Here is a 26,537-nt window from a genome sequence, read left to right on the forward strand (position 1 = left end):
TGCCGGAGAACTTCTTATCAGTACAATAGTTTCCTTTTCTCAAGCAGAGTCCATGGAGAAGGTTTTGCATCAACATCACGATTTCTCTTTTACGCGTGTTCCCCTTTCAGCCAGGCATAATCTTTTCATTCTGATCATGGTTCGTATCGGAATTATGACGGCACTAGGACAGTTCATGCTAGGTGCTCTGTTAGGCCACTCGATGCCGTTTCATCAAGCAATGCTAGCCACTTTTCTGGGCAGTATGCTGCTGGAAGTGGTCAGTTTAGGGCTTGGAATTGCTGCCGCTCGTGAAGGCTTATCAACAAGTTTATTGGCACTATGGGGAGGATTTGGCCGTTATGGATCAGCGTTAGTCAGTGTGTTAATCGCGTTAAGTTTGATTGGTTGGTTTGGTGTGCAAAACGCGATTCTCTCTCATGGTGTGAATTATGCACTGGATAATCAACCCGGATTTACGATGAGCGCTGTGATATCTGGATTAGGGATAACCGCACTGATGATTTTTGGATTCCGTGCCTTAGGATGGATTGCTGTTATCACCGTGCCATTGTTTATGCTCGTGGTCGGCTGGATCGTGATCAAACTTTTATCAGGATATGATTTGATGCAGTTGGCGACGAGTTTTCCCACAGGTGAACCCATGACCTTGGGAATGGCCGCAACTGCGGTTGCCGGAGGCTATATAGTTACGGCTACAACTACTGCGGATATCGCTCGTTATTGCCAAAAAAGTCATCACGTATTTTGGATGGTTACGGTATCGATAATTGTCGGTGAGTTCTTTATCAATGGTATTGCAATACTCATCGCCCACGCCATGAATACTTCTGATGTAGTCACTATTATGACACAAAGTGCGGGTTGGCTGGGTCTCTTGGCCGTAATCTTGTCGGCTGTAAAAATTAATGATTCCAATCTTTACTCATCTACGCTTGCGCTTGCTAATGCCATAGAACGTGTTAGCAAGCATAGGATGTCTTATGTTAAGTTAACGATTATTTTAGGTTTCACAGGCACCTTGTTGACTATTGCGGGTATTTTGGAGAAATTTACCCATTTTTTAGTATTACTGGGTATTGTTTTTCCTCCCATTGCTGGCGTAATCCTGTGTGATTATTTTTTACTAAAGAATCATAAGAAAGAACTCGATCTAAGTCGTGACAATCAATGTCTTCCTGATCCCGCCATGCTTCCCGCCATAGGTTGGTATGCTATCATTGCGTGCCTATCGGGTGTTTTGGCAGGGTTGATAATAACTGTTGGGATTCCTTCATTAAATTCTTTATTAATCTCCATCATGGTATACAGGGGATTTCATTTACTCCCGCGCTTAGGGAAAACAAAGTGATTCTTCTTGATATCAAGGCAATAGAACATATTTGCTATGGTGCTTCTATTTTAGCGAGTGGTGGTGGGGGTGATCCTCATCTTGGAAAGATTATGGCCCAGCAGGCAATTGAAAAGCATGGGCCAATTAGGTTAATCAGCATCGAAGAATTACAGCCAGACGATATTTTATTGTCAACAGGGATGATAGGTGCACCAACCATCATGATGGAGAAAATTCCTAATGGGGAAGAATCCATCCTCGCATGCCGTCGAGTAGAGCAACACCTGAGAAAATCGATAACGGCAATTTACCCAATCGAAGCAGGTGGAATTAACTCTTTGTTACCCTTAGCAACTGCATGTCGTTTAGGTTTGCCAGTCTTGGATGTGGATGGCATGGGACGTGCTTTTCCTCAATTCCACATGACGACTTTTTACCTTGATAATATTAATGCATCACCCTTTATCGTTGTCGATGAGAAGCTTAACACGGTACTTATTGATGCTGTAGATGGTTATCAATCTGAGATATTTGCCCGAGATGCCACTGTAAAAATGGGAGGCGCTGCGATTTTTGCTGCTTATCCCATCTCCCCCATTCAAGCAAAAAAATCGGGAATTGCAGGAACGATTAGCTTGATGAAAAACATTGGTGAAAAGATGCAGCAAGCCATTTCCAATAAAGACAACCTGGTAAATACCCTAATTAATCTGCTTCAGGGTCATGTTTTGTTTCGTGGGAAACTGAACCTAGTGAATCAGCGAAGTGAAGGCGGTTTTACTTATGGGCATGCTGATTTTAGTGGTTTGGACAATAAGAAAAAAAATTTTAAGGTGTTATTCCAAAATGAATATTTGCTAGCGCTAGAAAATGACAACCCCTTGTGCATGACGCCTGATTTAATTATTATTATTGACGAAGATTCTGGCATTCCCATTCTTGCCGAAAAATTAAGCTATGGAATGAATGTGGTTGCTATTGGTGTGCCAGCCAATAATAAATGGCGTAGTCAACGTGGTATTGAAGTTTGCGGGCCACGCTATTTTAAATACCCGATGGATTACTCCCCTGTCGAAGATTGTATAAAGGCATACAAATGACGTATTGCATAGGAATTGATGTTGGCGGGACACATGTTGACGCTGTCTTATTAGATTCGAGAGGCGAAATTCTTGCCAAGACTAAGCAGATAACGACATCTAATGTCATGTACGCTGTAGATAAGGCTGTTGAAGCGTTACTGGTTAATCAGTCAATTAATCGATCACTTATTAGCCGTGCCATGTTGGGCACTACGCATTGTACTAATGCTATTGTTGAGCGCAAAGGGCTAGAGGCAGTTGCCCATTTTCGGCTCGGATCACCCGCAACGTTGGCTGTTTCTCCTTTAACCGATATGCCATTGGAATTTCGGAATAACATTGAAGTTTATTGGTTTTCTGTTCCGGGTGGATATCATTATGATGGCCAGCAATTTGCTGAGTTAGACGAAAAAATCCTGCGAGAGCAGCTTTATTCAATCAAGGGGGTAGTAAAAGCAGTATCGGTCTGTGGCTTATTCTCCCCAGTAATAGACAAACAAGAGCGGAGGGTCGAGTCTTTGGTAAAGGGAATTCTGGGGGCTTCAATTCCGGTTTCTTTGTCGTCTCAAATTGGCACTATTGGTTTGCTGGAACGAGAGAATGCAACCATCCTTAATGCAGCATTATGTAATGTTGCAAGTAGTATCACGGATGGATTTGAAAAAACGCTAACTCGGCATCACATCAAGGCTGAACTCTATTTTGGGCAAAATGATGGTACATTAATGTCACTTAGCCAGGCCAGGCTATTTCCCATTTTGACGATTGCTTCAGGCCCAACGAACAGTATATTCGGTGCAGCCAAGCTGGCAGATTTACAAGAGGCAATAGTGGTAGATGTTGGTGGAACGACAACCGATGTTGGCGTCTTGAAGGGAGGTTTCCCCCGTCAATCATGTTTATCGGCAGAGATTGGTGGCGTGAGAACTAATTTTCGTATGCCAGATATTACTTCTATTGGTCTTGGTGGAGGTTCAATTGTAAAAATAGAATCTGGCAATGTTATTAAAATTGGCCCCGAGAGTGTTGGTTATGAACTACCTGATAAAGCACTTGTTTTTGGCGGTAATATTCTGACTGTTACCGATATAGCAGTGGCTATGGGATGGGCAACTATCGGAGATATCAACAAAATTTCGCATCTTTGCCCTGAACAAGTGGCAAAAATTGCTGGCTGCTATGTCTCTATGTTAGAGAAAATCCTGGAGAAAATGAATAATACTGCCAATGCGTTACCCGTTATTCTTGTGGGAGGAGGTGCTGAGGTTTTGCCAATGCAATTAAAGGGCGCGTCAAAAGTTATAAAACCACAACATTCTGGTGTCGCTAATGCGATTGGTGTTGCAACAGCTCAGGTTAGCGGTAGCGTTGATATGATAGTTTCTACTGAAAATAAAAAATTAGACGATTATTTAGAAAAAGCGGAGAATATGGCGACCAAAGAGGCAATAAAAAATGGGGCCATGCCTGATTCAATTAGAATTGTTGAGCTTGAATCCTTACCACTTGGCTATATGTCAGGCAATACAATAAGGATAAAAGCCAAGGCAGTAGGAACATTAAAGTAATGTATTTCATACCCGACAAGGTAGGCAAACAGAAGACAGCATATCCAACACTGTACTTTCTTGCTTTAGTATTTTTTGCGGAAGATAGCGATCAAGGTTATTTTTCTGACAATAATTAATAAATTCATAAGATGAATGAACCCCCGCTTTTTCATATATTATTTGTATCTTATTTTCTATTGTTTTGGGTGTTAGCGATAGAAAGCGAGCAATAAGTTTACTACTCATTCTCTGTAAGAGGCAAAAAATAATATCAAGCTCTCCTGTAGTGAAAATCGGATCTGGTGAGTAAAATAGAAAATAACCTGGCTCAGCGTTAAATATGAGCTTCCCCGGCAATGATGAATTTTCTACTGGCCGGGCATGAAATATAGTCCCTACACATTCTGTATTTTTCTTATCATAAAGAGGATATTTATCAAAATAATAGGGCAGCATTATTTGATCTTTCCCATAGGGATGAATTTCGATAGAACAGAGTCGATCTTTCTTTTCTATAGTTTGACGATCATGCTGTTGAAAATGAGAAGCAAAATCAGCTATAGGCGACGGCAATTCATTGTCAAGTAGCCCAATAATTGAAAAAGTGTCAGGATTGATGTTTAGAAGATCGTAATAAGCCAGGTTGCCGTAGATATAACGTGAGTTAATATCCTTGAATCCCCAAGGCTCTGCTGATGAATCCCATAAAAAGAGTAATTGAGGAGGGATTAAGGCTATTTTTTTCCTTGGATTAGCATGAGATTCCTTTAAGTCCTTCATAGTAAAGTTCCTTTTTAATCCAATTGATTTATCTATTCGTTAGGTATCGTCCCTGATGACTTTTAAGAATATTCACCTGATAACATTTCGGAACATTAAGGTTTATTAAATATCTTGTCAAGCATAATGCTATAGTTTTTCAATATAAATAGGTAGCCATTAAGAGAATATTGACTTTGTTTTTGACTTGCTTTGCAATTAATTATTTTCTCTGGGAAGAGCGTATAGACCTGTTGGTATCATTGATCCAATAACAGATGTCAGGAGAGAAGATGTTTATTTACCGTGTGGATAGCGGGTAAAGCGTTGAATCTGTGAAAAATAAACAATCCATCAAGTTCTGAACGTACCGAAGAAAAGAGAAAACGGGTGCATAGGGTAATGACTACGATTTTTCGAAAAACGTAATACAGAGCTAACATGCTGTTATTATTTCGCTTTATTACTTTATTACTTTATTACTTTATTACTTTATTACTTTATTACTTTATTACTTTATTACTTTATTACTTTATTAAAACCTATAATTATCTTATATAAAAACATAAAAGACAAGGGTAGATTTTACACTGATCCTTCATGGATTAGTTAACTATATTAGCCTCATTCACGGCAACGATGTTCAGTAACACCAGGGAATCTAGTAATAATAGGTTATAAGCCAGCGGCTGGTAGTAAGTACATTCACACCAAGGAAAAAGTGCTAGCCGCCGTTGCTTATACCACACTAATAAAGAAGATGGTCGTTCTTATGCTCCGCAGAAGCATCATTACCGCCTGTGCATTTGCGTTACGCGCCGCTCTGCCGCACCCGCGCCAATAGCGCAGCGACATCAGGAATATCACCCGCAGTCAGAATCAACGTTTTACCCAATTCAACGGCGTGACGCTGGCAGGCATGTCGCGCCTGCGGCTCCGCGATGTTTGCCAAATCGGCAACGTGCGAGAAACCTATCGCGCGCCGAATCAACTCCGTACCGGCGTAACCGAGGGTGTCCTGCCACACGTGTTTAAGGAACTGCTCTGCGTACCCTGATTCTGCCAGCGCCGGATCGCGACCATGTTCGTCAACCAATGCGCTAAAGCGCACAGAGAAGGCGTGCCACAGCGCCGTGATATCCTGTAAACGGTTGTCGCGCGCGGCGGCGGCTTCTCGAGGGGCCAGCAGCCCAGGCAGGCCACAGAAATTCAGTAACAGATTACCCAACACGGTTCCGATATCAAACCCGATGGGCCCATAGAAACCGAATTCCGCATCAATCACTTTCAGCGTCGTCGGCCCTACAAAAATAGAACCACTGTGAATATCCCCGTGTAACAGTGCCTCTGCGTTGGCCAGAAAACGGTGCTTGAGCGCCGCCACGGCGCGCTTCAGTGCGGCATCACGCCACAGCGCTTCCACCGTTGGGCGCAACTCGGCATCAAAGCGGTTACGTTCATGGTCACGATAGGGATCGGTAAAGAACAGATCTTCGGTAATCTGGCACAGTTCAGGGTTGATAAAGCGTGCCACCGCCGCTTTTTTCTCATGCGGATGCTGATAAAAATCAGAGGTGTGGAACAGCGTCTGCGCCAGATACTCCCCCACCTGCGCCACCGCATGCGGATAGGCCTGTCCATCCACCAGCTCGCGCCGCCAGATGTGCAGATGGGAAAGATCCTCCTGCACCATCACCGCTAACTCAGCATCATGATACAGCACCTTGACCGTGTGCTGCGGGCAATATTGCGCATGTACCAACAGGGTTTCCGCTTCAATACGCGCCCTGTCGAGGGTTAACGGCCAGGACTCCCCAACGCAACGCACATAGGGCAACGCCTGTTTGACAATGACGCGGCTCACGCCCTGCGTATCGCGGATTTTAAACACCAGATTGAGGTTGCCATCGCCAATCTCATCGGCAGTCACCAGCGCCTGCGGGTCCGGCACGGCACCAAATTGACGGGCATATTCAACGGCATCTGCCGCGCTAAAGGTACGATACAGGGACATCACCACCTCTTCTTGTGACTCGACCATCGATTAATTCGCTATCCGCCGTCCGGTTTTAGACATAAAAGCGTTTGGACGTCTATACTTCTGTTTTTCATATTGGCAGAATAAGAAAATCAACGCAATACGCAACAGGAATTTAACGACCTATGCAGAGCTTTAACACCCTGAGCCTTAAGGTGACGAATAATCAACTTTGGATCCTTGACCAGCAGGCTTTGCCACAGGAAACGGTGTGGCACCCCAGCCCGGATGTGGCGGCGCTGGTTGAGCATATCCGTACTCTGCGGGTGCGCGGCGCACCACTGATCGGGCTCTCTGCCAGCGTGCTGTTAGCGCTGCTGGCGGAAAATGGCATGCCAGTCACCGCGCTTGAGCAGGCATTGGAAACCCTGCGCGCCGCGCGCCCAACCGCCGTGAATCTGATGAACAATCTGGATCGGATGAAACGGGCTTTGGCACAGTCTCAGCATGTCCCGGCACTGGTGCAGGAAGCGTTGCGTCTGATCGAGGAAGATCGCGCCCTGTGTCAACAGATTGCTCAGCACGGAGCCACATTGGTCAAACCCGGCAGCCGCCTGCTGACCCACTGCAATACCGGAGGGTTAGCTACCGCAGGTGTCGGCACCGCCATCGGGGTGATTCACCGCGCACACCGTCAAGGTCATGTGGAACAGGTCTGGGTGGATGAAACGCGGCCCTTGTTACAAGGGGGGCGGCTGACCGCCTGGGAGTTGGGGGAATTAAACATTCCCTATCGTTTGATCTGTGATTCGATGGCTGCCACCCTGATGGCGCAAGGTCTGGTCGATGCCGTGTGGGTCGGGGCCGATCGCATCGCCGCAAACGGTGATATTGCCAACAAAATTGGCACCTACAGCCTGGCGGTACTGGCCCATTATCATGGCATTCCGTTCTATGTCGCCGCGCCGCACACCACGCACGATGCGGCCTGCCCGGATGGCAGCGCGATCCCCATTGAGCAGCGCGCCGCCAGCGAAGTGACCGGCGTGTCGGGCAGCTTTGGCGCTTGCCAGTGGGCACCGCAAGACGCACAGGTCTATAACCCGGCTTTCGATGTCACACCCGCGTCACTGATCAGCGGTTGGGTGCTGGATAGCGGCGTAATCACGCCCGAGCAGGTGCAAGCAGGGATATTTACTCAGGCATTGCGCTAGTCCCTTTCCTCCAGCCGTTGGCTGGAGGAAAAATCAACACGGCTATGCCAGTTTCGGATAGGCATCGGCAATGGCATCACCGGTAAAGTGTGCCACCCAACCGTCTGGATTATCGAACAGGCGAATCGCGGTAAAATGCGGCTCGGAGCCCATATCGAACCAGTGTGCGGTACCGGCGGGTACCGACAGCAGATCGTTCTTCTCACACAATATCTGGTAAATCTTGCCGTTCAGGTGCAGGCAGAACAGCCCGGCACCTTCAACGAAAAAGCGCACCTCATCTTCGCTGTGCGTATGCTCAGACAGAAACTTGGTGCGCAACGCGTCTTTCTGCGGATTGTCGGCACGCAGACTGATGACGTCCCAGCTTTGGTAGCCTTTTTCTGCCACCAGTTTATCAATTTCATGCTGATAGGCCGCCAGCACTTCTTCCGCCAATGGAGAGGCGCTCAGCGTGCGATCGGCCTGCCAGCGTTCAAAACGTACGCCAATCGCGGCAAGCGCCGTCTGGATAGCGTCCGCATCGCGGCTGTCCCATACCGGTTGGCTGGCGTCATTGTCGTTAAAAATGGTTAATGCACTCATGGCAAGACTCCTTAAACGGCGCTCGTGGCCTGGGATGGGTCAATCTGGTCGAAACGCGCCACCTGACGGTGGACGCTCTCCTCGTCCGCTTCACCACGCATCAACTGACACGTTTGCCACCCCGCCTCGGCAGCTGCGTCCAGTTCCTGATGAATGTCAGACAAAAACAGCAGTTGCTCGCCCGGCAGCCCAATCGCCTGCGCAATATGGTGGTATGAGCGCGCTTCACGCTTGGCCCCGACGCGGGTGTCAAAGTAATCGCTGAACAACGGGCGTAAGTCTCCCGCGTCACTGTAACCGAACAGCAGTTGCTGTGCTTCCACCGACCCCGATGAGTAGACGTAGAGCGCGATCCCCTGCTCGCGCCATCTGCGCAACTGCGGCGCAACGTCGTCATACACATGACCACGGAAATCACCGTTGAGATAGCCGTTGCGCCAGATAATCCCTTGCAGACGTTTTAATGCTGTCGATTTGCGGTCTTGATCCATAAATTGATGCAATGCTTCCAGCAAGGCGGCGGCGTGCGCCTGCGGCTGACCGAGTTCTTCGCGTAACAGCGCCAGCGTTTCGGCTATCTCCGGCTGAGCATCAGCCTGCGCCACCGTCTCGGCTAAACGCGCCCGCGCGTAAGGGAACAGGATGTTATGCACAAAACGGATATCGCTGGTGGTGCCTTCAATATCCGTCACGATGGCCTTGATCATTTTGCCTCCAGCAGACGTCGTTGCAGTTCACACTGGAACAGAAACTCGAGCCCTTCCAGATGACGGCGCGCCTGCGCGACATCCTCTCCCCAACAGTACAGCCCATGACCACGCACTAAAAAACCGTAGCGCAGCGCCTGGGTATCGGCGTACGCCGCCACGCGTGCTGCCAGTGCGGCAATATCCTGATCGTTGGCAAAAATGGGAATGACAACGCGGTCAAGGTGGGTATGCTGCCCTTGCAGAGATTTCTGCATTTCATACCCTTCCAGCACCAGCGCATCGCTTTTCTCTACGCGGGAGAGTACGGTCGCGTTCACAGAATGGGTATGTAACACCGCCCCTACTGACGCAAAGCGGCGATAGAGCAAGGTATGCAGGCCAGTTTCAGCCGACGGCGTGCGCCCGCTGGGAACATGGTTATCGGCAATATTCACCAGTAAAAAATCATCCTGATGCAAACTGCCTTTATCCTTGCCGGATTCAGAGATCAGGCAACGGTCTTCATCCAGACGCACCGACATATTGCCGCCGGTTGCCGGACACCACCCTTTTTGCCCAATCCAATGACAGGCCGCGACTAACGCAGCCAGTTCTGGGTTTTCACTCATCGTTCATCCTGTGCAGGTGTGCTCTTCACCACAGCGTTTCACACTGTGGTTAGTACGTTTTGTTATAGGTTAGACGTCAATGGAATTTAGCCGTTTAAACGTCCATGCGTCTTGATTGCCAAATACTAGCATCGTGTCGGAGCGAAATGAAGAGTGACATGGAGGCGAGAAATGCAGATCAACCGAGTAATTTCAGATCAATTTTTCGGTGTTTTTTCTGATCCTGATAGAAATTTTCATGAGAACTGATGCTTAAGAGATACAGTTCGAGCTTATCTTCAACCCAACTGTACCCCAGAAGTGCTTGCTGCCTATTAAGCGGAAATTTATGCACCCAGAGAAAATGCAAATCGCCTTTTTTCTGCACGCCAATCGTAGGGTCTTCGATGATTTTATCTACCTCATCTTCAACCACTTTCAACTGCGCTTCAGGCAGTTTATTCAGCGCCTTTTCGAACCGGCGACTTTGATAAACCTCAACGTCCTTATTTTTTCGTCCTTCTGGCATAACGCGTAACCTTATGGTTTCTGACTTCACTTTGCGCCAGTAAGGTTTCACTGATGAAACTATAGGGCAGATCGGGATTATCTTCCGCGATGCGACCAATTTTGGCCCAGTGCTCTATCTGCTTCGGCACGCTGCGACTTGCCGCATCAGCATAAACCTTTACATCACTCACAAAGTCTTCGTCTAAACGAATGCTTGTTGCCATATGTGCGTACCTCTTTGGAATGTGCACCACGTCGAAATATGTAGCGCTAACGCTGAATCAACGTGCTTCGATAATATGCGACAATTTGTCGCATTGTGCAATCTTTGATTGACACGAAGATAATGTCATTTTGGTAATATTCTTATTCCTCATTACCTTAACGGCGAATTCCGGCATCGTGTTATATTGGCTCGTAATACAGCAGGTTTGCAGGAGTTCATTTCCACCATGAGTGCCGCACTTTTTCCCGAAAGCAAACTGCCCGCATTGGGCACCACCATTTTTACCCAAATGAGCGCGCTGGCGCAGCAGCATCAGGCGATCAACCTGTCGCAGGGGTTCCCGGATTTCAGCGGGCCAGATTACCTGCAACAGCGTCTGGCCTATCACGTTGCCCAAGGGGCCAACCAATATGCCCCGATGACGGGAGCAGCACCGCTGCGCAGCGCGATCGCCGAAAAAACCGCGGCACAGTATGGCTGGCAGCCCGATGCCGACAAGGACATCACGGTCACCGCGGGAGCCACCGAAGCGCTGTTTGCCGCTATCGCCGCGCTGGTGCGCCCCGGTGATGAAGTTATCTGTTTCGATCCCAGCTATGACAGCTATGCACCGGCCATCGAGCTGGCGGGCGGCGTGGTGAAACGCGTTGCGTTACAGCCGCCGCTGTTTAACGTGGACTGGGCGGCGTTTCGCGCGCTGTTAAGCGCCCGTACTCGTCTGGTGATCCTCAACACGCCGCACAATCCGTCTGCCACCGTGTGGCGTCAGAGCGATTTCGAGCAGTTGTGGCAGGCGATTGCCAGCCGCGAAATCTACGTGCTGAGCGATGAAGTCTATGAACACATCTGCTTTGCACCGGAAGGACACGCCAGCGTTCTGCGCCACAGCGAGCTGCGCCAACGCGCTATCGCGGTCTCTTCCTTCGGCAAGACCTACCACATGACCGGTTGGAAAGTGGGTTATTGCATTGCGCCTGAGGCCATCAGTGCAGAAATCCGCAAGGTACACCAGTACCTCACGTTCTCAGTCAATACACCGGCGCAATTAGCCCTTGCCGATATGTTGCGCCATGCGCCAGAGCACTGGCAGGAGCTGCCGGAGTTCTATCGGTCACGCCGTGATTTTCTGGTTAATGCGCTCTCAACCAGCCGTTTTGAGGTGCTGCCTTGTGAAGGAACCTACTTCCTGCTGGCGGATTACAGTGCCATTTCCGATCTTGATGATGTCACCTTCTGCCGCTGGCTGACGGAACACGCGGGCGTGGCGGCGATCCCGCTCTCGGTTTTCTGCGCCGATCCCTTCCCGCACAAATTGATTCGGCTATGCTTTGCTAAACAGGAATCTACCTTGCAAGCGGCGGCGGAGCGCTTATGTCGACTTTAACTATCACGCTACTACAGCAGCCTCTGGTATGGCTCGATGGGCCAGCCAACCTGAGCCATTTCGATGCCGAACTGGAAACGGTACGCGGCAGCGACCTTATCGTGCTGCCAGAAATGTTTACCACGGGGTTCGCCATGAATGCGGCGAACAAGGGGCTGTCACAAGCGGTGGTGGAAACCTGGCTGCAAGAGTGGGCCAAAGAGACCAATGCGCTCATCGGCGGCAGCATTGCGGTTGCCACGCCAAAAGGCGCAGTAAACCGCTTTGTGCTGGTTTCACCGCTGGGCGATGTGTACCACTATGACAAACGCCATCTGTTTCGCATGGCTAATGAGCACCACCATTTTGAAGCCGGACATCAACGCCTGATTATCGAATGGCGTGGCTGGCGGATATTGCCACAGATTTGCTACGATCTGCGTTTCCCGGTGTGGTCGCGCAACCGTCAGGATTACGATTTGGCGCTGTACGTGGCGAACTGGCCCGCCCCGCGCGCGCACCATTGGCGCACGCTGCTCGCGGCGCGCGCGATTGAAAATCAGGCCTATGTGGCAGGATGCAACCGTGTCGGCGCTGATGGCAACGATCACAGTTATCAGGGTGACAGTCAGATAATCAACCCGCTGGGTGAAATCGTCGCGCGAGCGCCGGAGAACCAGCCCGCGCACATCAGCACAGAGCTGTCGCTGGAAGCCCTGCAAAGCTACCGTGAAGCGTTTCCGGCATGGCGTGATGCGGACAGGTTCACACTGTAGTGTGAGACGGCGCAGGCCGTCATGCTGTTTAGGTGATGGCATCAGATTTATGCCATGTCCGCGTTAGGTTTCGTGCGCGAAAGCGTCATTATATCTCTGCCACTCGCGTGGCACGCGCCCGACACGGGGTGTGCAGTCGCCCCCACCCCGTGACCCCGGGCTTTTTGCGGAATGCCGCCGCTACGCGGTCCCTTCGGAAACGGTAGCCGCCGGACGGACCGCGCTCGACGCGTTCCCGACGCGGCGAGCGCTTTCGCAGCATCCATGCTGCTCATCCTGGCGTCTCCCCTTTCCTCAGCAGCATTCGACGCGGGCAAACACCAAAAATCACCACCAAACAAAACTGAACAAAAGAGCCTTGCCGATATAACGGAAAAAGCCGCTATTTTTCACCAAAACTGAGCACCACCGCCAACCACGCTCGCAGCGCCTGCACCACATCCGCCGTAGTGATCGACTCATCCGGGTGGTGGCTGATTCCTCCTTTGCAGCGCACAAACAACATACCGACCGGCCAGCGCTCTGCTATCGCAATCGCATCGTGTCCGGCACCGCTCGGCAAAGCAAGCGCATGCCCTTGCACCTGAGTGACCGCCTCACACAGCAACCGCTGTAACCCGTCATCACAGCGCGTCGGGGCAATGCGGTAATATTCTTCAGCCCCAAAGTGGCAGCCGCGCGCCTGCGCCACCTGCTCACCGTGAGACAATAAGTTCGCCAGCAACGCGGCCAGTGCAGTCTCCTCCGGCCCGCGCACGTCCAACGTTAAACGCACCTCGCCCGGTATCACATTCGCCGCCCCCGGCGCACATTGCAACGTGCCGATGGTTGCCACCAAACCGGATGCCTGCTCTCGCGTCAGTTGCTCCACCACAACCATCCACTGTGCCGCTGCTGCCAGTGCATCCTGACGCTGCGTCATCGGCACAGTCCCTGCGTGGCCCGCCGTTCCCTGAAAAACACAGTTTAACCGGCGCGCACCGTTGATCGCCGTCACCACGCCCAAGGCGGCGTCATCGTGTTCCAGGCAAGGGCCTTGCTCAATGTGCATTTCCAGATAGGCGGCAATGCTTTGTGGCGCACGCGCCGCACGCCCGATCGCTTCCGGGCTTAATCCCGCCTGCGACAACGCTTGTGACACGCTCACACCTTGCGCATCCTGACAGGATAACCAGCTTTCAGGCCAGGTGCCGGTCAGTCCTCGGCTACCCAGCAGCGTAATACCAAACCGCGTACCCTCTTCGTCACCAAATCCGACAATTTCCAGCGCCACCGGTAGGCGAATCTGCTGCTGATGCAGAAAGCGCACCACTTCAATGGATGCCAAAACGCCTAGCATGCCATCATAGCGCCCGGCATTACGTACCGTATCGAGGTGCGAGCCTAACAAGACCGCAGGCGCGTCCGGCATCTGGCCTTCATAGCGACCGCAGATATTGCCGACCGCATCCTGCCACACCTGCATTCCCGCTTCGCGCATCCATTCACCCACGCAGGTATTGGCGCGCAAATGCTGCGGCGACAGATAAACCCGCGTCAGCTGATCGGCATCTTCACTGATCTCTGCCAGCGCATCGCAGCGCCACATGACCCGCTCAGCGGCAGAGTGTGCCGTAAAGCGGGAAAACCACGGCGAACTCATTGCGCAACTCCAGCGCTGGCGTCATAGCGGTCCCATGCCGCCTGCAATGCCGCGCCCTGCACCGTGCGGAAACCATGGCGGTTGAGCACCGCTTCCAGCGCACTCAGGGTTTGCATCACACAATCTTTGCGGGCGTTGTACCCCATGGTACCGATGCGCCAGATTTTCCCCTGTAGCGGACCAAATGAGGTGCCGATTTCAATGGCAAAATCGTTCAGCAAGCACTGGCGGATCTGCTCACCCTGTATGCCCTCAGGGATAACCACACCGGTCACGTTATTCATTTTGTGTTGCTTGTCACCGTAAATGCGCAATCCCATCCCTTCCAGACCGGCGACCAGCGCCTCACCGTGCAGTGCATGGCGCGCAATGCCCTTGTCCAGCCCCTCTTCAAGCATCACTCGGGCACACTCCCGTGCGGCAAATAACATGCTGGTGGCTTCGGTATGGTGGTTCAGGCGCTCGGGCCCCCAATAGTCCATCACCATGCCGAGATCGAAATAGTTGGAGTAGATCATCTCCTCTTCACCGTCACGATGTTCGGCGGTGCGAATCCCCTGCTCCACGCAGCGACGACGGCGTATGGCCGCTTCCATCTTCGGGCTGAGGGTAATCGGCGCGCTGCCTGAAGGGCCGCCCAGACACTTCTGCAAACCGGCAGATACGGCATCCAATCCCCAAGCGTCCGTCTCCAGCACATTGCCACCGAACGAAGCGGTCGCATCGGTATAAAACAGCACATCATGGCGACGGCAGATATCCCCGAGTTCGGCCAGCGGCTGCAACATGGTGGTGGAGGTATCGCCTTGCACCGTCAATAGGGCACGCGGGCGTAACCGTTGGATGGCATATTCAATCTTATCCGCGGTAAAGACTTCCCCCCAAGGCACTTCGATGGTGTGAACGTCTGCGCGGCAGCGGCGGGCAATTTCGCATAACAGATGCCCGAAACGCCCAAACACCGGCACCAGAACCCGATCGCCAGGGCGGATCGCCGAGAGCAGAATGGCCTCGATCCCCGCGCGCGAGGTGCCATCCACCAGCATGGTCCAGCGATTTTCCGTACGGAACAGTTGACGATAAAGTGCCATGGTTTGGTTCATGTATTCCGTCATGGCCGGATCGTATTGACCAATCAACTGACATGCCATGGCGCGCAGGACACGGGGATCCGCATTGATCGGACCGGGTCCCATCAGTAAACGGTGAGGTGGATTGATCTGCGCGTATAATTGGTTATTCATCATGCACAACTCCAAAAAAAGCAGGAATGTTCGCTGCCAGCGACGGGGCTCAGGCCTCCGTCAAACCGCGCACCGACGCAATAAACTGTTTGAGCTCGGGAGTCTGTGGGTTAGCGAACAGCGCGCGGCTCTCGCCTTGTTCCCACACGGTGCCTTCGTGCATAAACACCACCCGATCGCCCACTTCCCGGGCAAAATTCATTTCGTGTGTGACCAAAATCAGCGTCATGCCTTCTGCCGCCAGTTGCTCCAGCACTTTCAGCACCTCCCCCACCAGTTCAGGATCGAGCGCAGAGGTGATTTCATCGCACAGCAGCACTTTCGGGTTCATCGCCAGCGCACGGGCAATCGCCACCCGTTGCTGCTGACCGCCAGACAGGTTGGCCGGTGAGTAGTGCAGGCGTTCACTCAACCCGACTTTCGCCAGCATCTGCTCACCCAGGGCACGGCACTCTGCTTCGCTTTTTTTCAGTACCAAACGGGGTGCCAGCATCACGTTTTCCAGCGCGCTCATGTGCGGGAACAGGTTAAAGTTCTGAAACACCATGCCCACTGAACGACTGATTTCACGCGCCTGCGAATCGCGGTTGGTCACGGTTACGCCACCGAGCTTGATACTTCCTTCCTGATAGCCTTCCAGCCCGTTAACACAGCGTAACAACGTGCTTTTTCCCGAGCCGCTGCGCCCGATAATGGAAACGACCTCGCCCATGTCGATATCCAGATCGACGCCTTTCAGGACGTGATTCTGGCCGTAGTATTTCTGCACCTGATTAATGGTGATGAGCGGCATTGAATTTCTTCTCCAGATAGCGGCTGTAGTAGGACAGCGGATAACACATCAGGAAGTAGCCCAGTGCGACCAGGCCAAAGACCTTGAAAGGTTGATAAGTGACGTTGTTCAGCATGGTGCCGGCCTTGGTCAGTTCGATAAAACCGATGATCGATGCCAGCGCTGTCCCTTTAATCACCTGCACCGAAAAACCCACCGTGGGCGCGATGGCAATACGCATGGCCTGCGGCGCGACCACCCGACACAACGTTTGACCAAAACTCAGCCCTAAACAGCGTGACGCCTCCCACTGCCCTTTTGGCAATGCCACGATGCTGCCGTGCCAGATATCCACCAGAAATGCGCTGGTAAACAACGTCATCGCCAGTGCGGCGGCGGTCCAGGGACTGACATCGATACCAAACAGGCCAAGGCCGAAAAAGGCCAGAAACAGTTGCATCAGCAGCGGCGTGCCCTGAAACACACCGGCATAGAAATGCGTAAAACGCACCGCCCAGCGGCGCTGGCTTAGCCGCACCAACAGCAACGGTAATGTCACCAATGCGCCGCCGAAAAAGGCCGTCAGCGAGAGCAACAGTGTCCAACGTGCCGCCAGCAGCAGGTTGCGCACGATATCCCAATCGGTAAAGTTGATCATCCGTGGGTTCTCCCGAGTAAACGGCGGCCCGCCATCATCAGCAGTTGTCGCATCAACAACGACAGCGCCAGATAAAACAGCGTGGTGACCAGATACACCTCAAAGCTGAGAAAGGTGCGTGACTGAATCAGGTTGGCGGCAAAGGTCAGCTCTTCATAAGAGACCTGTGACACCACGGATGAGCCGAGCATCACGATAATGCACTGGCTGACCAGCGCCGGGTAAATACGCTGCATGGCCGGTGGCAGGATAACGCGCACGAAGGTTTGCATGCGTGTCAGCCCCAGCACGCGCGCGGCTTCCCATTGTCCTTTCGGCGTAACCTGAATGCCCGCGCGGATAATTTCCGTGCTGTAGGCTCCCAGGTTAATCAACATCGCCAGCAGCGCAGCTTCACCCGCCGTCAGTTTCCAGCCGAGCGTTGGCAGGCCAAAAACAATGAAAAACAGCTGCACAACAAACGGTGTATTGCGGATCAGCTCGACATATAGCCCCCACAGGCGGCTTGGCAGCGAGGGGCGGCCACTGCGTAATGCCGCGCCACAGATGCCGATGGCAATGCCGCCAAGGGTCGCCATGGCCGTCAACTGGACCGTCACCCACAGCCCCGCGAGCAATTCGGGCCAGTAAGGCCACAGCGCGGCAAAATTCAGTTGATAGGTCATGGCATCTCTCCCTTAGGCACCCGGTTATTCAGCCAACAGGCTGGCGGGCAGCGGCGCTTTCAGCCATTTTTCAGAGAGCGAATTCAGGGTGTTATCCGCCAGCGCCTGGGCAATCAGCGTATCCACTTTGGCTTGCAGCGCCGCTTCCCCTTTCTTGATGCCGATGTAGCACGGTGAGTCTTTCAGCATAAATTTGGCAACCGGTGCCTTGGCGGGGTTTTGCGCTGCAATGGCGGCCACCACCAGGTTACCGGTAGCGATATACTCCACCTGCCCGGACAGATAAGCCGACAACGTGGTGTTGTTATCCTCATAGCGCTTTATCTGCGCGGCTTTCGGTGCGATTTCACTCAGCACCATGTCTTCTACGGCACCACGCGTTACGCCCACGCTTTTGTCTGCAAGTTGCTGCGCATCGCTCGCCGTACCGGCCTGCGGGCCAAACACGCCGAGAAAGAACGGCGCATAGGCTCGGCTGAAATCGATCACCTTTTCGCGCTCGGCGTTTTTACCCAGACTGGAGATCACCAGATCCACTTTATTGGTTTGCAGATAGGGCACACGGTTGGCGCTGGTCACCGGCACCAGTTGCAACTTTAGTTTCATCTCTTGCGCCAGATAGCGGGCGACATCGATGTCATAGCCTTGCGGTTGCAGGTCAGTGCCAACCGAGCCAAACGGCGGGAAATCTTGCGGTACTGCCACGCGTAACACGCCACGCTGTTCAATGTCCTGAAGCTGATCGGCAACCGCGTTGCCCACTTGTGTCACTAACAGCAATGCGCCAGCCAGCGCGATAAGGTGTTTTTTGATGCCCATTGCGTATCTCCTGGTTGAAAATCAGATGAAACCAAAAGTTCTTGATAAGCGATAAGTGAAACTATCGTTTCATTGAGTAAGCAAAGGGCGTGCCAGTCTTATAGAGAGCGACAATCAGGCACAGCAAGGGGAGAATTGAGCTAACCGAGAGTGATACGCGCAAAAATGCAGCGCAGCAACGGCACCAAAAAAGTGCAAGAGCACCATTTTAGCGCTCGCTTAGCGCTGCTCTAATTCGTCCAGATGGGTATAAAGATCGGCTATCTGATGGATACGCTGACGCCCTTGCTGCAACATTTCATGCAGTAACGCATTGCTGAGCAAGCCTGCCAGACTCATGGCGGCACTGTAGCTATCAAAGGCGGAAACGCTGTCCAACGGCAGACACAGTGACCAGGTGGCAAACGGAAATAGCCCGTTAGCCTGCGGTTCACTGATCAGCACAATCGGCACCTGACGCGCCTGCAACTGTGCCAGTAACGGCTGGATGACTCGCGGGCGGCGGCGAAACGCCACAATCACGGCGACATCCTGCGCGTCCAGATCGGCAATCTCTTCCGACAGCGTCTGCCCCGGCTGGGCCAACAGCGACACCTGCGCACGCACCTGCATCAATTGTTGGCGCAGATGTAGCGCCACCGGATAGCTATTGCGCAGACCGATAACCGCGACCTGTCTGGCCCGTAGCAACGCATCAATAATGGCACCAAACTGCGCCGGATCGATACGGTTGATCCACTGCGCCAGATTCGCCATTTCCTGTTTATAGTGGCGCGCCAGCAACGTATTGCCCTGAACCGCATCACGGCTCTCGGCCAGCGGCATCCCGCTTTGGCGCAGGGTTCTTAATTCTTCACGCACCTCACGGTAACTGGCATAACCCAGCCGCTTGAACAAGCGACTGACCGTCGCTTTCGATACGCCGCTAAGCTGCGCCAGTTCGGCGCTGTTATAGCCAATCACATCGTCGAAATGGGTAAAGATAAAATCGGCAATGCGCTGTTCCTGTCCAGAGAGTGTGCTGTAACGGCTGCGTAGCCGCTCATCAATTTGTGTCATGGCGATTCCGTTATCTCTGTGTCATTGCAACTTTCGTTGCAACCACCCTAACACAAGCCCATCACTGACATACAATAGGAAAAAACGTCTGCCCTCTTGGTTTCGCCACCATTCTGGAACAACTCTTGCAACACGGGTTTCACGCTAACGCCTCTGCATCGTGAAATAACGGGAGAACCGATGACCTCTTATGCCCCTGAAACCCTGAGCGCTTATCTGCAACAGATGGAAACCCTGCTGAATCTGCCCCTCACGCCTGAACGCCATGATGCGGTGTTGCTCCAGTTACAGCGCATCGCGGAGATGGCACAACCGCTGATGGACTACCCGCTGGAGATGCAGGAAGAGATCGCGGGGGTTTATCAATTATGAATTCCCCGTTGTCGATGGCGGAACTCGCCGCTTTACCCATCAGCCAACTGCAACAACACCTGCAACGTGGCGAGCTTGCCGCCCGCGAGATCGCGGACATTACGCTGGATGCTATCGCACAGCGGCACCCAACGTTAAATGCCTATACCCAGGTCACAGGCCAGCGTATGCAACGAGAGGCCGATGCGCTGGATGCGAGGCGCCTGCGCGGTGACGTCTTGCCAGCGCTGGCGGGTGTGCCTTATGCGGTAAAGAACCTGTTTGACGTTGCCGGAGAAACCACGCTGGCAGGCGCACAGCTGTTTGCCGACCATCCCCCCGCCCAGCGCGATGCGTTTGCGCTGCGCCAATTAAGCGCCAGCGGTGCCCTGCTTTCCGGCATGCTGAATATGGATGCTTACGCTTATGGCTTCACCACCGAAAACAGCTATTACGGCCCGACTCGCCATCCGCTCGATCCTACCCGTATCGCAGGAGGATCTTCCGGTGGCTCCGCTGCTGCCGTCGGCGCGGGGCTGGTGCACTTTTCATTGGGCAGCGATACCAATGGCTCGATACGGGTTCCCGCGTCGCTGTGCGGCATTTTTGGCCTGAAACCGACGTTTGGCCGGTTATCGCGTGAAGGCAGCCACCCGTTTGTTGCCAACCTCGATCATATCGGCCCGCTGGCGCGCCGCACAGAGGATTTGTCCCAGGTGTTCGATGCCCTACAGGGCATTGATAGCGACGATCGTTTTCAGCGCCCACAGCCGCTCCTTGCTACGACTTCCCGCTTGCAGGACGGCGCCCACGGCCTGCGCAGTGCCGTGCTTTCCGGTTACTTTCGCGAAGCCTGCGATGATGATGCGCGCGATGCCGTACAACGGGTTGCACAGGCGCTTGCCGCTAATGAAGAAAGGACCATTGCACAAGCCGAACTGGCTCGCACCGCCGCCTTTATTCTCTCTGCCAGCGAAGGGGGTAACCGTTATCTCTCCGCCCTGCGCCACACACCTGAAAAATTTGAGCCGCACTCTCGTGAACGCCTGACGGCGGGAGCCATGCTGCCTTCTGCCTGGTATCTACAGGCACAGCGCTTTCGTGATGTCTTTCGCCGTCAGGTATTACCGCTGTTTGAACACCTGGACCTGCTGATTGCCCCGGCAACACCGTGCTGCGCGACGCTTATCGGCCAGGAAACGATGCGAATCAATGACACCGATCTGCCCGTACGCGCCAGCATGGGCATGTTGACTCAGCCTATTTCGTTTGTCGGGCTTCCCGTCGTCACGGTGCCGTTGATGACCACAAAAGGGTTGCCGATTGGCGTGCAGCTGATTGCCGCACCCTGGCGGGAAGATGTTTGTCTACGTGCCGCCTGGGCGCTGGAACAATCAGGCGTGGTCAGCGCTATATCCAGCCAGCAGAAAGGGTGAAATAGCATTGTATCAGGATGCCTGAGGGCATCCTCTATTTCAGTGCAAATAACAAGGAAATATAAAGCATTGGCACTGGCATTCTCCCGCTGTCGATGTAGCAATAACTTTCAGTCTAATCCGAAAATAATTATCCTCAAATGGCGATACACCTCACCTTTATCACTGCAATGGAATAAGTAATTTCAAAAAAAATCACAGCGTTATTGGCATGCATTATTAAGCACAAAACACCGCAGAGAAAAAACCATTTAAAACACCCATTTTCAAAACAACGAACTAACTGATTTAAAAACAAAAATTAATACAAAACACCAAGAAATAATATAAAAAACAGACAATGAAAAACAAAGAAAACTGGCTTAACCAGAGACATGAATATGAATATCTCCATAGCACCCTTTGCGGCACCAAGGGTTGCCTCAGAATCTCAGTATGGTAGGGTATGGCGTGTTTTAACCTTCATCAGGACCGAAATATAGAACGATAATTCACAGAGGAATTTTATCATTTCATGGCAATAAAACTCGAAGTAAAGCATCTCTATAAAATATTTGGCGAGCACCCTGACAGGGCATTCAAACTGATAGACAAAGGGCTAAACAAAGATCAGATCTTTGAAAAAACCGGGCTCACTGTCGGCGTGAATGACGCCAATCTGGCCATTGAAGAAGGCGAGATATTCGTCATCATGGGATTATCCGGCTCGGGTAAATCCACACTGGTACGCCTTCTCAATCGTCTGATTGAACCGACACGCGGTCAGGTACTGATCGATGGCGAAAACATCGCCGAGGTATCAGACAGTGAACTGCGCGCCCTGCGCCGCAAAAAAATCAGTATGGTGTTCCAGTCATTCGCCTTGATGCCGCACCTGAGCGTGTTGGCTAACACCGCGTTTGGCATGGAGTTGGCGGGCGTTGATAAGGCACAGCGTGAGCAGAAAGCGCTCGAAGCGCTGCAACAGGTGGGTCTTGAGGCCTACGCCAATACCTACCCGGATGAGCTTTCCGGCGGGATGCGCCAACGCGTCGGTCTGGCACGCGCACTGGCAAACGATCCCGATATCCTGCTGATGGATGAAGCGTTTTCAGCGCTCGATCCGCTGATCCGTACTGAAATGCAAGATGAGTTGGTGAAACTGCAATCGCGCCACCAGCGCACCATCGTGTTTATTTCCCACGATCTGGACGAAGCCATGCGCATCGGCGATCGCATCGCCATCATGCACGGCGGTGAAGTGATTCAGGTCGGCACGCCGGATGAAATTCTCAATAATCCGGCCAATGACTATGTGCGCACCTTCTTCCGCGGTGTGGATATCAGCCACGTGTTCAGTGCGAAAGATATTGCCCGTCGTCGCCCCGTTACCTTGATCCGTAAAACGCCCGGCGTTGGGCCGCGCTCTGCGCTCAAGATCCTACAGGACGATGACCGTGAATATGGCTACGTGCTGGAAAAAGGGAAAAAATTTATCGGCGTGGTTTCTATCGACTCGCTGAAAAAAGCCCTGCAAGCGCAACAACCGCTGGAACAGGCTTTGCTGCCCGATCCTGCCCCCGTGCCCGCAGATATGTCACTGAACGAGCTGATTTCACTGGTTGCTCAGGCCCCCTGTGCCGTGCCGGTCATCGGTGAGAACAGTGAATACATCGGCATTATTTCCAAGGGCATGCTGTTACAGGCACTCGACAAGGAGGGCAGCAACAATGACTAACGCAACCAATTCGTGGGAGACCACGCAAACACCGGTCAATGCTGCCGAACAGGCAGCCACCAGCAGCAATGGCGATCCCTGGTCATCGGCAGCGCAAAGTGCACCGGCTTCGAGTGACGCCGCAACAAACGGCGCAGATGCCTGGGGCACACCCGCTCAGGATGCCGCCCAGTCGGGCGCTGATTGGCTGAACAGTGTACCCGCACCGGCTCAAGAACACTTTTCGCTGTTAGATCCGTTCAAAGACACGCTGATTCCGTTGGATCACTGGGTCACAGAAGGGATCGACTGGCTGGTACTGCATTTCCGTCCGCTATTTCAAGGGATTCGCGTACCGGTAGATATCATTCTCAACGGTTTCCAGCAGGCGCTGTTGGGCATGCCAGCCCCAGTTGCCATTTTGGTGTTCTCCCTTATCGCCTGGCAGATGTCATCGCTGGGGATGGGAGCGGCAACGCTGATATCGCTGGTCGCCATCGGCGCTATCGGTGCCTGGTCACAGGCTATGGTGACACTGGCACTGGTATTAACCGCGCTGTTCTTTTGCATGTTGCTTGGTCTGCCGCTCGGCATCTGGCTGGCGCGCAGTGAGCGTGCGGCAAAAGTGGTACGCCCGCTGCTCGATGCCATGCAAACCACGCCTGCGTTTGTGTATCTGGTGCCGATTGTCATGCTGTTTGGCATCGGTAATGTGCCCGGCGTGGTGGTCACCATTATCTTTGCGCTGCCGCCGATTGTGCGTTTGACCATTCTCGGTATCCGTCAGGTGCCCGCCGATCTGGTAGAAGCCGCTGAGTCCTTTGGAGCCAGCCCGCGCCAGATGCTGTTCAAGGTTCAGTTGCCGTTGGCAATGCCCACCATCATGGCCGGTGTTAACCAAACGCTGATGCTTGCGCTCTCCATGGTGGTAATTGCTTCGATGATCGCAGTGGGCGGATTGGGGCAAATGGTGCTGCGCGGTATCGGGCGTCTGGATATGGGACTGGCGGCCGTGGGCGGCGTCGGGATCGTTATTCTCGCCATCATTCTGGATCGGTTGACGCAATCTCTGGGGCGTGACAGCCGTAGCCGTGGTAACCAACGCTGGTATCGTACCGGTCCGTTAGGGCTGATCCTGCGCCCGTTCACCCGTTAATAACATTACACATAAAGAGGGATAAACCATGATGCAGAAAACCGGACTCGGGGCTGCGGCCCTGATTACCGCGCTGGCAGGCTCGCCGCTCTATGCTGCCGACCAGCCGGGCAAAGGTGTCAGTGTTCAGCCGGTGCAGAGCACGATTTCGGAAGAAACCTTCCAGACGCTGCTGGTCAACCGTGCGCTGGAGAAACTGGGCTACGACGTGCAACCGATTCGCGAAGTCGATTACAACGTAGCCTATATGTCTATCGCTTCCGGCGATGCCACCTTCACCGCTGTGAATTGGGATCCGCTTCAGGCAGACATGTACAAAGCGGCTGGTGGTGATGCCAAATTTTACCGCGATGGCGTCTACGTCGGTGGCGCAGCGCAAGGCTATCTGATCGATAAAAAGACAGCGGAAAAGTACCAGATAACCAACGTTGAGCAATTTAAAGACCCGGAGATCGCCAAGCTGTTTGATACCAACGGTGACGGCAAAGCGGATCTGATCGGTTGTGCGCCCGGTTGGGGTTGCGAAGCCTCCATCAACCATCACCTTCAGGCTTACGGATTGAGCAACACGGTCGAACATAATCAGGGTAATTACGCCGCGATGATCGCGGATGCCATTACCCGTTATAAAGAAGGCAAGCCTATCTTCTATTACACCTGGACACCGTACTGGGTCAGCGATGTGTTGGTGCCGGGTCGCGATGTTGTCTGGTTACAGGTGCCTTTCTCTTCTCAACCGGGAGAAATGAAAGGCTCCAGCACCAAGCTTGCCAACGGCAACGACTACGGTTTCCCCGTGAATAATATTCGTATCGCAGCCAACAAAGCGTGGGCCGAGAAAAATCCGGCTGCTGCCAAGCTGTTTGCCATCATGAAACTGCCGTTGGCCGACATCAACGCGCAGAACATGCGGATGCGCAGCGGGGAGAGCAGCCAGAAAGATATCGAACGTCATGTGGATGGCTGGATCAAGGCACATCAGGCACAGTTTGATGGGTGGGTTAAAACCGCCGCTGACGCGGCCAGGTAACCTGATAGCGTCACGTTGTGATTGTTCACTCACAGGCCCTAACGGGCCTGTTTCTTTAGATTCCGCTCCCTGTAAACGCCCTCTGTCTTAACGGATTTGCTACAATCGCCCCCACATATTCCAGAACGCTAGCGAGTATTCATGTCTTCTCAACAGGCCCAGACGGGTCTCAGCCTTCCTTTAACGCTCATCATGTCGACGGCAACCGGATTGGCCGTTGCCAGTAATTACTACGCCCAGCCGCTGTTAGAAACCATCGCCAGAGCCTTTGAGCTTTCCGTTAATCAGGCAGGGCTAATTGTCACCGCCGCGCAGGTGGGCTATGCGGTAGGGTTACTGTTTCTGGTGCCGATGGGTGATATGTTTGAACGGCGCACGCTGATTGTCACCATGACGCTGTTGACCGCGCTGGGGCTGGTGATTACCGCGCTGGCCCCCACATTGCCGGTGATGCTTGCGGGTATCGGGGTCGCGGGGTTGTGCTCCGTGGTGGCCCAACTGCTGGTGCCGCTCGCGGCAACGCTGGCAACCCCCGAAACCCGTGGCAAGGTAGTGGGTACGATAATGAGCGGTCTGCTGCTCGGCATTCTGCTTGCACGCACCATTGCCGGCGCACTCGCCACGCTGGGAGGATGGCGCACCGTATACTGGGTAGCCAGCGTATTGATGGTTATTATGGCGTTGGTACTGTGGCGCGCCCTGCCGCGTTTACCGCCCAACAATAACCTGCAATACGAGCAACTGATCGTCTCCATTTTCCGGCTGTTTGCCACCACGCCAGTATTGCGCGTGCGCGCACTGCTCGGGTGTCTCTCTTTTGCCAATTTCAGCATTCTCTGGACCTCGATGGCATTTCTGCTGTCGGCACCGCCTTATCACTATTCAGAAGGGGTTATCGGGCTGTTTGGTTTAGTGGGGGCGGCAGGCGCACTGGCCGCCACCCGCGCTGGCCGTCTGGTCGATAAGGGAAAAGCCACGTTGACCACCACGGTGGGTCTGGTGCTGCTGTTACTTTCCTGGGGCATGATCGCCATGGGTGCCACGGCGCTGCTGCCGTTGATTGTCGGCATTGTGGTGCTCGACCTTGCCGTGCAGGGCTTGCACGTCACCAATCAAAGCGTGATCTACCAGATGATGCCGGAAGCGCGTAACCGGCTTACCGCCGGGTACATGACCAGCTACTTTATCGGCGGCGCGGCGGGCTCCTTGCTGTCTGCGGCAACCTATCAGGTTGCGGGCTGGACAGGCGTCTGCTCTGCGGGTGCGGCAGTGAGCCTGCTGACGCTGCTTATCTGGATACCTGGCCGAAAACACGGCTGATAACAGCACGCCAGTG

26 protein-coding genes are annotated in these 26,537 nt (G+C 52.9%); 12 read left to right on the forward strand and 14 right to left on the reverse strand.

Going from position 1 to position 26,537, the window contains the following annotated elements; translation table 11 throughout:
• The first annotated feature begins 52 nt into the window (after positions 1 to 52).
• Genes J5067_RS21665 through J5067_RS21675 form a run of 3 tightly spaced genes read left to right on the forward strand, consistent with a single transcriptional unit; the run spans position 53 to position 3,983 of the window.
• The gene (locus J5067_RS21665; RefSeq protein ID WP_264651988.1) at positions 53 to 1,351 is read left to right on the forward strand and encodes a cytosine permease; all 1,299 of its coding nucleotides are present in this window, start codon (positions 53 to 55) and stop codon (positions 1,349 to 1,351) included.
• A complete protein-coding gene (locus J5067_RS21670) occupies positions 1,348 to 2,433 on the forward strand; it encodes a DUF917 domain-containing protein (RefSeq protein WP_264651989.1) in 1,086 nt (361 codons plus the stop codon). Before J5067_RS21665 ends, J5067_RS21670 begins: the two co-directional genes overlap by 4 nt.
• Complete coding sequence (locus J5067_RS21675; RefSeq protein WP_264651990.1) at positions 2,430 to 3,983, forward strand: hydantoinase/oxoprolinase family protein; 1,554 nt, start codon at positions 2,430 to 2,432, stop codon at positions 3,981 to 3,983. Before J5067_RS21670 ends, J5067_RS21675 begins: the two co-directional genes overlap by 4 nt.
• Positions 3,984 to 3,989: 6 nt before the next feature.
• On the opposite strand, the gene J5067_RS21680 is transcribed toward J5067_RS21675, so the two are convergent.
• Both J5067_RS21680 and mtnK read right to left on the reverse strand, forming a co-directional pair.
• On the reverse strand, positions 3,990 to 4,745 hold the full coding sequence (locus tag J5067_RS21680) for a PAS domain-containing protein (protein WP_264628101.1): 756 nt from the start codon (positions 4,743 to 4,745) through the stop codon (positions 3,990 to 3,992).
• 790 nt (positions 4,746 to 5,535) lie between these two features.
• A complete protein-coding gene (gene mtnK / locus J5067_RS21685; RefSeq protein WP_264652009.1) occupies positions 5,536 to 6,738 on the reverse strand; it encodes an S-methyl-5-thioribose kinase in 1,203 nt (400 codons plus the stop codon).
• A 149-nt stretch (positions 6,739 to 6,887) separates the two neighbouring features.
• Here mtnK and mtnA point away from each other — a divergent pair, with 149 nt between their 5' ends.
• Entirely contained in the window at positions 6,888 to 7,916 is a 1,029-nt protein-coding gene (gene mtnA, locus J5067_RS21690) for an S-methyl-5-thioribose-1-phosphate isomerase (RefSeq protein ID WP_264651991.1), read from the forward strand.
• Positions 7,917 to 7,958: 42 nt separating this feature from the next.
• On the opposite strand, the gene J5067_RS21695 is transcribed toward mtnA, so the two are convergent.
• The 5 genes from J5067_RS21695 to J5067_RS21715 form a co-directional block, all read right to left on the reverse strand.
• Positions 7,959 to 8,501: an acireductone dioxygenase gene (locus J5067_RS21695; RefSeq protein ID WP_264651992.1), complete on the reverse strand. Its 543-nt coding sequence runs from the start codon at positions 8,499 to 8,501 to the stop codon at positions 7,959 to 7,961.
• 11 nt (positions 8,502 to 8,512) lie between these two features.
• Positions 8,513 to 9,208, reverse strand: a complete 696-nt coding sequence (gene mtnC / locus J5067_RS21700) for an acireductone synthase (RefSeq protein ID WP_264651993.1) — start codon at positions 9,206 to 9,208, stop codon at positions 8,513 to 8,515.
• Positions 9,205 to 9,819: a methylthioribulose 1-phosphate dehydratase gene (locus J5067_RS21705; protein ID WP_264651994.1), complete on the reverse strand. Its 615-nt coding sequence runs from the start codon at positions 9,817 to 9,819 to the stop codon at positions 9,205 to 9,207. The genes mtnC and J5067_RS21705 overlap by 4 nt, the downstream gene beginning before the upstream one ends.
• Before the next feature lie 178 nt (positions 9,820 to 9,997).
• Positions 9,998 to 10,327 carry a type II toxin-antitoxin system RelE/ParE family toxin gene (locus J5067_RS21710; RefSeq protein WP_264628828.1) on the reverse strand — a complete coding sequence of 110 codons (330 nt, stop codon included), beginning with the start codon at positions 10,325 to 10,327 and terminating at the stop codon, positions 9,998 to 10,000.
• A complete protein-coding gene (locus J5067_RS21715) occupies positions 10,305 to 10,532 on the reverse strand; it encodes a ParD-like family protein (RefSeq protein ID WP_264628827.1) in 228 nt (75 codons plus the stop codon). Before J5067_RS21715 ends, J5067_RS21710 begins: the two co-directional genes overlap by 23 nt.
• 228 nt (positions 10,533 to 10,760) lie before the next feature.
• Here J5067_RS21715 and J5067_RS21720 point away from each other — a divergent pair, with 228 nt between their 5' ends.
• Both J5067_RS21720 and J5067_RS21725 read left to right on the forward strand, forming a co-directional pair.
• Positions 10,761 to 11,918, forward strand: a complete 1,158-nt coding sequence (locus J5067_RS21720) for a pyridoxal phosphate-dependent aminotransferase (RefSeq protein WP_264651995.1) — start codon at positions 10,761 to 10,763, stop codon at positions 11,916 to 11,918.
• Positions 11,906 to 12,673 (forward strand): amidohydrolase, encoded by a 768-nt coding sequence (locus tag J5067_RS21725; protein ID WP_264651996.1) that lies wholly within the window; start codon positions 11,906 to 11,908, stop codon positions 12,671 to 12,673. Before J5067_RS21720 ends, J5067_RS21725 begins: the two co-directional genes overlap by 13 nt.
• 382 nt (positions 12,674 to 13,055) lie before the next feature.
• Here the strand turns inward: J5067_RS21725 and hpxK are convergent, their stop codons facing one another.
• The 7 genes from hpxK to J5067_RS21760 form a co-directional block, all read right to left on the reverse strand.
• Positions 13,056 to 14,315, reverse strand: a complete 1,260-nt coding sequence (gene hpxK / locus J5067_RS21730; protein WP_264651997.1) for an allantoate amidohydrolase — start codon at positions 14,313 to 14,315, stop codon at positions 13,056 to 13,058.
• Positions 14,312 to 15,559 (reverse strand): alanine--glyoxylate aminotransferase family protein, encoded by a 1,248-nt coding sequence (locus tag J5067_RS21735; protein ID WP_264652010.1) that lies wholly within the window; start codon positions 15,557 to 15,559, stop codon positions 14,312 to 14,314. Before J5067_RS21735 ends, hpxK begins: the two co-directional genes overlap by 4 nt.
• 49 nt (positions 15,560 to 15,608) lie before the next feature.
• The gene (locus J5067_RS21740; RefSeq protein WP_264645754.1) at positions 15,609 to 16,352 is read right to left on the reverse strand and encodes an amino acid ABC transporter ATP-binding protein; all 744 of its coding nucleotides are present in this window, start codon (positions 16,350 to 16,352) and stop codon (positions 15,609 to 15,611) included.
• On the reverse strand, positions 16,333 to 16,989 hold the full coding sequence (locus tag J5067_RS21745; protein ID WP_264651998.1) for an amino acid ABC transporter permease: 657 nt from the start codon (positions 16,987 to 16,989) through the stop codon (positions 16,333 to 16,335). Before J5067_RS21745 ends, J5067_RS21740 begins: the two co-directional genes overlap by 20 nt.
• Positions 16,986 to 17,654 carry an amino acid ABC transporter permease gene (locus tag J5067_RS21750; protein ID WP_264645752.1) on the reverse strand — a complete coding sequence of 223 codons (669 nt, stop codon included), beginning with the start codon at positions 17,652 to 17,654 and terminating at the stop codon, positions 16,986 to 16,988. The genes J5067_RS21745 and J5067_RS21750 overlap by 4 nt, the downstream gene beginning before the upstream one ends.
• Positions 17,655 to 17,678: 24 nt before the next feature.
• Entirely contained in the window at positions 17,679 to 18,467 is a 789-nt protein-coding gene (locus tag J5067_RS21755) for a transporter substrate-binding domain-containing protein (RefSeq protein ID WP_264652011.1), read from the reverse strand.
• 225 nt (positions 18,468 to 18,692) lie between these two features.
• Complete coding sequence (locus J5067_RS21760; protein WP_264645751.1) at positions 18,693 to 19,532, reverse strand: MurR/RpiR family transcriptional regulator; 840 nt, start codon at positions 19,530 to 19,532, stop codon at positions 18,693 to 18,695.
• Between the two features lie 180 nt (positions 19,533 to 19,712).
• Between J5067_RS21760 and hpxX the strand changes: the two genes are divergently transcribed.
• The 6 genes from hpxX (at position 19,713) to J5067_RS21790 (ending at position 26,521) form a co-directional block, all read left to right on the forward strand.
• Complete coding sequence (gene hpxX, locus J5067_RS21765) at positions 19,713 to 19,904, forward strand: oxalurate catabolism protein HpxX (RefSeq protein ID WP_264629025.1); 192 nt, start codon at positions 19,713 to 19,715, stop codon at positions 19,902 to 19,904.
• Positions 19,905 to 19,918: 14 nt separating this feature from the next.
• Positions 19,919 to 21,319 (forward strand): AtzE family amidohydrolase, encoded by a 1,401-nt coding sequence (locus J5067_RS21770; RefSeq protein WP_264652012.1) that lies wholly within the window; start codon positions 19,919 to 19,921, stop codon positions 21,317 to 21,319.
• A 514-nt stretch (positions 21,320 to 21,833) separates the two neighbouring features.
• Positions 21,834 to 23,036 carry a glycine betaine/L-proline ABC transporter ATP-binding protein ProV gene (proV, locus tag J5067_RS21775; protein WP_264645750.1) on the forward strand — a complete coding sequence of 401 codons (1,203 nt, stop codon included), beginning with the start codon at positions 21,834 to 21,836 and terminating at the stop codon, positions 23,034 to 23,036.
• Positions 23,029 to 24,171 carry a glycine betaine/L-proline ABC transporter permease ProW gene (gene proW, locus J5067_RS21780; RefSeq protein WP_264645749.1) on the forward strand — a complete coding sequence of 381 codons (1,143 nt, stop codon included), beginning with the start codon at positions 23,029 to 23,031 and terminating at the stop codon, positions 24,169 to 24,171. Before proV ends, proW begins: the two co-directional genes overlap by 8 nt.
• Before the next feature lie 31 nt (positions 24,172 to 24,202).
• Positions 24,203 to 25,201: a glycine betaine/L-proline ABC transporter substrate-binding protein ProX gene (gene proX, locus J5067_RS21785; protein ID WP_264645865.1), complete on the forward strand. Its 999-nt coding sequence runs from the start codon at positions 24,203 to 24,205 to the stop codon at positions 25,199 to 25,201.
• Between the two features lie 141 nt (positions 25,202 to 25,342).
• On the forward strand, positions 25,343 to 26,521 hold the full coding sequence (locus tag J5067_RS21790) for an MFS transporter (protein WP_264628263.1): 1,179 nt from the start codon (positions 25,343 to 25,345) through the stop codon (positions 26,519 to 26,521).
• Positions 26,522 to 26,537: the final 16 nt, after the last annotated feature.

Origin of the sequence: Candidatus Symbiopectobacterium sp. NZEC151, from assembly GCF_025962655.1 — a bacterium.
Taxonomy (GTDB): Bacteria; Pseudomonadota; Gammaproteobacteria; order Enterobacterales; family Enterobacteriaceae; genus Symbiopectobacterium.

Coding starts and splice junctions, on each gene's coding strand:
- J5067_RS21665 (WP_264651988.1), top strand. CDS start 53: ATGGAGAAGGTTTTGCATCAACATCACGATTTCTCTTTTACGCGTGTT.
- J5067_RS21675 (WP_264651990.1), top strand. CDS start 2,430: ATGACGTATTGCATAGGAATTGATGTTGGCGGGACACATGTTGACGCT.
- J5067_RS21680 (WP_264628101.1), bottom strand. CDS start 4,745: ATGAAGGACTTAAAGGAATCTCATGCTAATCCAAGGAAAAAAATAGCC.
- mtnK (WP_264652009.1), bottom strand. CDS start 6,738: ATGTCCCTGTATCGTACCTTTAGCGCGGCAGATGCCGTTGAATATGCC.
- mtnA (WP_264651991.1), top strand. CDS start 6,888: ATGCAGAGCTTTAACACCCTGAGCCTTAAGGTGACGAATAATCAACTT.
- J5067_RS21695 (WP_264651992.1), bottom strand. CDS start 8,501: ATGAGTGCATTAACCATTTTTAACGACAATGACGCCAGCCAACCGGTA.
- mtnC (WP_264651993.1), bottom strand. CDS start 9,208: ATGATCAAGGCCATCGTGACGGATATTGAAGGCACCACCAGCGATATC.
- J5067_RS21705 (WP_264651994.1), bottom strand. CDS start 9,819: ATGAGTGAAAACCCAGAACTGGCTGCGTTAGTCGCGGCCTGTCATTGG.
- J5067_RS21710 (WP_264628828.1), bottom strand. CDS start 10,327: ATGCCAGAAGGACGAAAAAATAAGGACGTTGAGGTTTATCAAAGTCGC.
- J5067_RS21715 (WP_264628827.1), bottom strand. CDS start 10,532: ATGGCAACAAGCATTCGTTTAGACGAAGACTTTGTGAGTGATGTAAAG.
- J5067_RS21720 (WP_264651995.1), top strand. CDS start 10,761: ATGAGTGCCGCACTTTTTCCCGAAAGCAAACTGCCCGCATTGGGCACC.
- J5067_RS21725 (WP_264651996.1), top strand. CDS start 11,906: ATGTCGACTTTAACTATCACGCTACTACAGCAGCCTCTGGTATGGCTC.
- hpxK (WP_264651997.1), bottom strand. CDS start 14,315: ATGAGTTCGCCGTGGTTTTCCCGCTTTACGGCACACTCTGCCGCTGAG.
- J5067_RS21735 (WP_264652010.1), bottom strand. CDS start 15,559: ATGAATAACCAATTATACGCGCAGATCAATCCACCTCACCGTTTACTG.
- J5067_RS21740 (WP_264645754.1), bottom strand. CDS start 16,352: ATGCCGCTCATCACCATTAATCAGGTGCAGAAATACTACGGCCAGAAT.
- J5067_RS21745 (WP_264651998.1), bottom strand. CDS start 16,989: ATGATCAACTTTACCGATTGGGATATCGTGCGCAACCTGCTGCTGGCG.
- J5067_RS21750 (WP_264645752.1), bottom strand. CDS start 17,654: ATGACCTATCAACTGAATTTTGCCGCGCTGTGGCCTTACTGGCCCGAA.
- J5067_RS21760 (WP_264645751.1), bottom strand. CDS start 19,532: ATGACACAAATTGATGAGCGGCTACGCAGCCGTTACAGCACACTCTCT.
- hpxX (WP_264629025.1), top strand. CDS start 19,713: ATGACCTCTTATGCCCCTGAAACCCTGAGCGCTTATCTGCAACAGATG.
- J5067_RS21770 (WP_264652012.1), top strand. CDS start 19,919: ATGGCGGAACTCGCCGCTTTACCCATCAGCCAACTGCAACAACACCTG.
- proV (WP_264645750.1), top strand. CDS start 21,834: ATGGCAATAAAACTCGAAGTAAAGCATCTCTATAAAATATTTGGCGAG.
- proW (WP_264645749.1), top strand. CDS start 23,029: ATGACTAACGCAACCAATTCGTGGGAGACCACGCAAACACCGGTCAAT.
- proX (WP_264645865.1), top strand. CDS start 24,203: ATGCAGAAAACCGGACTCGGGGCTGCGGCCCTGATTACCGCGCTGGCA.
- J5067_RS21790 (WP_264628263.1), top strand. CDS start 25,343: ATGTCTTCTCAACAGGCCCAGACGGGTCTCAGCCTTCCTTTAACGCTC.